The organism is Apilactobacillus xinyiensis (assembly GCF_019656235.1).
In the GTDB taxonomy this organism is placed as follows: domain Bacteria; phylum Bacillota; class Bacilli; order Lactobacillales; family Lactobacillaceae; genus Apilactobacillus; species Apilactobacillus xinyiensis.
This window is the reverse complement of record NZ_BPLL01000006.1, coordinates 61,438-67,609: the sequence shown is the minus strand read 5'-3', so window position 1 is coordinate 67,609 and position 6,172 is coordinate 61,438. Positions and strand designations below refer to the sequence as shown.

5 protein-coding genes are annotated in these 6,172 nt (G+C 29.1%); all 5 read right to left on the bottom strand.

The annotated features are described in order from the left end of the window. Window positions 1-413: 413 nt before the first annotated feature. A complete protein-coding gene (locus K5Q11_RS02455; protein WP_220751098.1) occupies window positions 414-2,477 on the bottom strand; it encodes an LTA synthase family protein in 2,064 nt (687 codons plus the stop codon). Window positions 2,478-2,516: 39 nt separating this feature from the next. Then, the gene (locus K5Q11_RS02450) at window positions 2,517-3,530 is read right to left on the bottom strand and encodes a lysylphosphatidylglycerol synthase transmembrane domain-containing protein (RefSeq protein ID WP_220751097.1); all 1,014 of its coding nucleotides are present in this window, start codon (window positions 3,528-3,530) and stop codon (window positions 2,517-2,519) included. 2 nt (window positions 3,531-3,532) lie between these two features. Then, window positions 3,533-4,555 (bottom strand): glycosyltransferase family 4 protein, encoded by a 1,023-nt coding sequence (locus K5Q11_RS02445; protein ID WP_220751096.1) that lies wholly within the window; start codon window positions 4,553-4,555, stop codon window positions 3,533-3,535. An 8-nt stretch (window positions 4,556-4,563) separates the two neighbouring features. Next, the gene (locus tag K5Q11_RS02440; RefSeq protein ID WP_220728692.1) at window positions 4,564-5,748 is read right to left on the bottom strand and encodes a glycosyltransferase family 4 protein; all 1,185 of its coding nucleotides are present in this window, start codon (window positions 5,746-5,748) and stop codon (window positions 4,564-4,566) included. Window positions 5,749-5,895: 147 nt separating this feature from the next. After that, entirely contained in the window at window positions 5,896-6,162 is a 267-nt protein-coding gene (locus K5Q11_RS02435) for a phosphocarrier protein HPr (RefSeq protein WP_220728691.1), read from the bottom strand. Window positions 6,163-6,172: the final 10 nt, after the last annotated feature.

The following is a 6,172-nucleotide window of genomic DNA, read 5'->3' as shown; positions in this document are numbered from 1 at the left end:
GTTCGTCCTGAGCCAGGATCAAACTCTCATCTTAGAGATGGAAAGCTTAACTTAGCTCATCAAATTAATTGTTTTTTTATAAGCGAATTGACTTCGCAATGTTTAATTACTTACTTTCGTAAGTTCCTTACACATCATCGATTATCAAAATCTTATTCAGTTTTCAAAGATCTAATCCGTTTTGTTATCTCCTTAACGACAACTATTTAATAATAACATTTTGTTTTTATTAAGTCAAGCAATTTTTTAAATATTTTTTTGATTGAATATTTTAAGATTTGCTTTTTTGCTTGTCGTCCTTAACAACAGAAACTAGTATATCAAGATTATATATCATCGTCAACCTTTTTTTATAAAAAAATTTAAATAAAGTAAAACCCCCGTTAAAAGTTAGCTTTAACGGGGGTTTTACTTTATTTTTTCAACTCTGGAGCACTAGTTTTATACAAATATTCAGTATCTTTTTTATGCAATTTATCTAAAAGTGTATTCTTAGATTTTCGATCTTCTTCACCTAGAGCTTTCATAGCGTATGAATACTTATAATTAAAATCTTTTTTATCAACTTTCTTAAAGTCTTTAGGTTTATAGAATCTCAATAAATCACCTAATATAACACGATCAGACATTGAAAGTTCTGTATTTACATGCGTTTGCATTTCTTTTATTTCTTTACTTTGTTCATTATTAGGAGTTATTTCCCTACCTGTTTTGGTCAAGTAAACATTACTACCTATAACAGTATACTTAGGAGAGACTAAGTCTCCATTTCTAAATGCTACTACTTGATTACGCTTTTTAGATAATAAATCATTTCCAAATTGAACTGTATCATTGTCTTTTATACCTAACAAATGAAGAATTGTAGGTAATGCATCAATTTCTCCACCGTAAGTGTGATTGATTCCACCCTTAAGATCATTAGCATGAATCATAAAAGGAACCTTTTGAAATTGAGCTAAATCATAATCAGTAATTTCTTTTTTATGCAATAATTGTGCAATTGCTGAACGATGATTATTAGAAATACCATAATGATCTCCATAAAGAACTATCATACTGTTTTTCATAAGACCAGTCTTTTGAAGATATTTAATAAACTCTCCAAATGCTTGATCCAAATAATGAGCAGTTTGTACATAAGGATCTACAGTATTGTCACCAGTTTTTGTTGCTGGAAAACTAACATTAGGCTTATCTAGTTCATATGGATAGTGATTAGTTAGAGTAATCAACTTAGCATAAAACGGTTGTGGCAATTGTTGAATATATTTTACTGAATCTTTAAAGAATATCTTATCCTTCAGACCATATCCGACACTGTAAGATGGTTTTTCTTGATAATAATCAGAATCAAAGAAATACTGATATCCCCATGATTTATAAGTGTTATCACGATTCCAAAAACTTGGAACATCCCCATGGAAAGATGCTGTAGTATAACCCTTTTGATCTAAAATAGCTGGAGCAGCTTGATAAGTATTCTGAGTACCATAAGTTACCATTGCAGATCCTTGAGGTAGCCCATACAAAGAATTTTCCATCATCATTTCAGCATCTGAGGTTTTACCTTGTGAAACTTGATGATAGAAATTATCAAATGAAATTGTATTTTTATTTTTGTAAAATTTATTTAAGTTTGGTGTAACTTCCTTACCATCTACTTTATAGTTGATAAGAAATTGTTGAAAACTCTCTAAATGAATTACAAAAACGTTTTTACCTTTAGCCTTGCCAAAGTATTCTGGATTAATTTTGCTACGATTTTTCTTTACAAAATTCAAAACACTATCAATGTCTGAAGACTTTGCATTCGATCTAGTTGCACTTTCCTTAGCCGTTTGATAAGCATTGAAAGCTGCATATTCATTTAACCCTAAATATTTAACAATATAGTTATTGTCAAAAGTTCGTGTAAGTAAGCCTGAACGGTTAGCATTAGCAACCCCATATTCAGAAAATATTAATACAAATGACAGAATAGTTATAGCAAAAGAATTTCTTAATTTAAATTTCCTACGATCAACTTGAATGACCTTAAATAGTAACAGAACTAGTAAAATTATAAAGTCAATAAAAACAAAAAAATCAGATGGATGCAATATTTCAGCTAAACTCTTTCCTAAATTGTTTTGTACATCCCCTGACCCCTTAATAATTCCAAATGAGAGAAAGTCAGAAAATTCACGGTAGTAAAGAATATTAGCAAATAGCCAAATCGATTCAATTAGGTGTAATAACATTAATACCCAATAAAACAAGCGTCCACGAAAATATAATGCTAAACCAAATATTAAAATTAATGCTGGTACTGGATTTACAAAAAGCAAGATTTGTTGAATTGCCCCTTTAGCACCTAAAGTAAATTCTGTCCGATAGGCAATGTAAGTTTTAATCCAAAACAATACCGTTGCTAAAATAAAGAAACCCAACCTAGTATTTAACAAATTCCTAGTTTTTTTAATATGACTAGACATAGTAATGCCTCCGAAAGTATTTAATTTAATAGTTATAAATTATTTATAAACTTTATCTGGTTTAATTCCAATTGCAATAAACCCTAAAATCATTCCTAAATAGTAAGTCAATAATCGCCAAAGTAATATAGCCAATACTAATTTACTATTATTAGTTATATAGCTTTGAAATAGTAATTCAAAACTATACTCTGCTCCACCAGAACCACCTGGAATTGGGAATAATGAAATAATCATCACTATTAGAACATGTAAGCTAATAATCATAATTACATCTACTCCACTATAACCTAATCCTAGAATAATAAAGTATGGAATAAGATAATAAAATAGCAGTTGGAAAAAAGTGATTATTGAAATCTTCAATAGTAATTTCCATTCCTTAGCTATACGAATACTTTCAGTATGAAAAGTATCAATCTTTTCATTTATCATCTTATTAAATTTTAAATACCGTTCATCATTCAAAAAATACTTAGCAGGTTTAATGATTATGTTTATTAACTTTTTAGTTAATGAATACCAATACATTATTAACAATAAAATTAATATAACAAAAAAATGAATCACAAATCCAAAAACAACTAACCAAGATAATGCATGCAATTTATCAACAACATAATGAAATCCAATCAATAAGCTTATTATGAAATTAATAACTATCATTCCTTGAAAGACTATAAATTTCATAAGTAATGCTGAACTAGCTTTACCAGCATCTACCCCTGTTTGAACCATTACAAACAATTGCCCTGGTTGACCACCAGACGAAAAAGGTGTAATCCCATTAAATAATTGTTCAACTAAAGGTACTCTGATAGCATCTTTAAAAGTAAACTGATCAGTTTGCGAAGCAACAATCGAATGCGTTATCCATGACTCTAAAAGAAAATACAACAGTATACATATAAGAGCTACTAGTATCCACCACCAATTAATTGCAAAAAAATCATTAATAAGAATGTCTAGCTTAATGTCTCTGGATGCATACCAAAATATTAGAGCCCCTATAAAAAACATCACTATCAAGGTAATAACATTTCGTTTTGACATATCTAACCTTCTTTTGATTGATTTATATAGAAATCATGCCATATAGATGCAAGATGTTCCTCAGAATAATATTCCGAAGCTTTAAGTGCTAACTCATGCAAATCATTTAGGTTTTTGTTATCTAGATGGAGTGATTTAATTTCGTTATTTAACTCTTCTAGATTATTAAACGAAACGTAGTAACCGTCAATAATTTTTTTATATAATAAAAGATTTCTTAATATAACCGGTTTCCCACATGAAAATGCTTCTAATACCGACATTGGAAATAACTCATTATATGAAGGTAACAAAAACACATCTGACATATTATAATAATCAACTAACTTATCTCGATTAACTATTCCTGGAAATGAAAGGTTCTTAGGTGGATTATCCATAATTTGTTTTAATTCTTTGTATCCATCAGTGATTTTGCCAAACGAAAAACCACCTGCCCAAATGAATTGCATTTCTGGATTCATTTTAGCTAATTTAACAAAATCTAAAATACCCTTTCTAGTCTGAATTTGACCTACTCCAAAAATAGTAAATTTTCTATTAGAATAGCCATAATCATTTCTAAGCGAACTTTTTTTAATACTATCAACTGGATAAAATTCTTTTTTACTTACAAAATTAGGAATATAAGTAATTTTATCTTTACTAATACCATATTGTTCTAATTTAGGAATAAATGTTGGATTAACAACTACAATATGATCCATTCGTTTATAAAAAGCAATTACATATTTGTAAAAAAAGAATTTAAAGAAAGCTGGTAATTTCAAACTACCATCCAAAGTTTCCGGAAGAAAATGCACATAGCCAATTTTGCGTCCACGCTTTTTAAAGAAAGTAGAAAAATAATATCCTAAATTAATTGTATGATAATGCGTTACGTCAGCTGAACCATGTTTATTAATTGAGATATCAAATTCATCAGGAAAATGCTTATTCAACATTTTTATTAGTTCTAAATAAGCACTGCCAACTCCCTGTCCTTTAACTTTATCAGCTGTGGAAAACATATTTATTTTTAACATATTACCTCCTAGTTACTAAGCTCTGAAGAATCGCTAGATTTACTTTCGTAGTTGATTTGAGCATCACGATAAAATTTAACTATTTTTTCACCAAAAGTTTCAGCAGATATTTCGCTTAATTTTTGTTTCAATAAATGATTATCATGATATTCATTTATTTGATTTACATCACTTAAATAATAAATTACATCATCTATATATTCATCTTCAGTTTTAAAAGTCATCCCTAAAGATTTATCATCTAATAAACTATCAGTATACTCACTTTTAGAAACAACTACTTTTGTACCTGATGCCATAGCCTCAATGTAAGTTAAACCTTGTGATTCGGAATTAGATGTAGAAACAAAAATATCAGCTGCATGATAGTAATCACTTACTTCATCATTACTTACTTCACCTACAAAGATCACATTTTTAGTTAACTGCATTTCTTTAACTTGATTTACTAAAGATTCTTTAGCTGGACCATCACCAACAATAATTAAAGTTGTATCTGACATTTGTTTTAAAATTTTAGGCATGGAATTAATTAACTCATGAATGTTTTTTTCATATGCTAGTCTACTAACTGATAACAATATAGGTTTGTCTAGTAAATTTAAATCTCTTCGTACATCACTACAAACTTCACCATTAAATTTATTAATATTAATTCCAGTTGGAATAATGCTTATGGGACTTTTAACTCCATAACGAGTTAACGTTTCTAACACTCGCTTACTAGGTGCTACAATTCCCGACATATTATGACAAAAAGCCAAAGTAGCTTCTTTGACATGTACTGGTTTTAACAAATGTCCATTAGCAACATAGTGCAAATAATCTTCATACATTGTGTGATAAGTATGAACAGACGGTATACGCAAAAATCTAGCAACAATTTTGCCAATAACGCCCATTGAAAACTCAGTTTGTGTATGAACAATGTCTAGATTTAATTTTTTAGCAATTTGATACGCTTGAAACATACCTCTAAAAGCTATTCTCCTGTCAGTAAAAGATATAAATGGAATACTAGAAAATCTAAAAATATTCTTTTCAAAAGTATCCTTTTTCACGTGTGGGTCTGTAGTCGTAAAAATATATACCTGATGTCCTTGGGTTTCTAACTGATTTTTTAAAGTTTCAATTGAGGTAGCAACTCCACTAACTTGTGGAAAATATGTATCAGTAAAAATACCGATATTCAATCTAGCACCCCTCCTATTTTATTTATCGAAATGTTTAATCATTGTAATTATATTTGTTTGTTAAATCGTTTGCAAATTACCTAAAAAACAAAAGAGGATTAAAAAGTAATTTTTAATCCTCTTAACAATTTTTAAAATATTAGTTAATTATTCAGCTAATCCTTCACGCTTAAAAGCGTCACTGATACCATTAATAGCAGCTTTTTCATCATCGCCATTAGCTGTAACCAAAACTTCAGCATTTTGGCCAACGCCTAGTGACATAACTCCCATAATTGACTTTAAATCTACTGTTTTATCTTGATATTCCAAAGTTAATTTGGATATATATTTACTTGCTTCCTGTACCAACAAAGTAGCAGGACGAGCATGAATACCAGTTTCGGCAACAACTTTAAAAGTACGTTTTTCCATTTTATTACCC

Coding starts and splice junctions, on each gene's coding strand:
- K5Q11_RS02455 (WP_220751098.1), bottom strand. CDS start 2,477: ATGTCTAGTCATATTAAAAAAACTAGGAATTTGTTAAATACTAGGTTG.
- K5Q11_RS02450 (WP_220751097.1), bottom strand. CDS start 3,530: ATGTCAAAACGAAATGTTATTACCTTGATAGTGATGTTTTTTATAGGG.
- K5Q11_RS02445 (WP_220751096.1), bottom strand. CDS start 4,555: ATGTTAAAAATAAATATGTTTTCCACAGCTGATAAAGTTAAAGGACAG.
- K5Q11_RS02435 (WP_220728691.1), bottom strand. CDS start 6,162: ATGGAAAAACGTACTTTTAAAGTTGTTGCCGAAACTGGTATTCATGCT.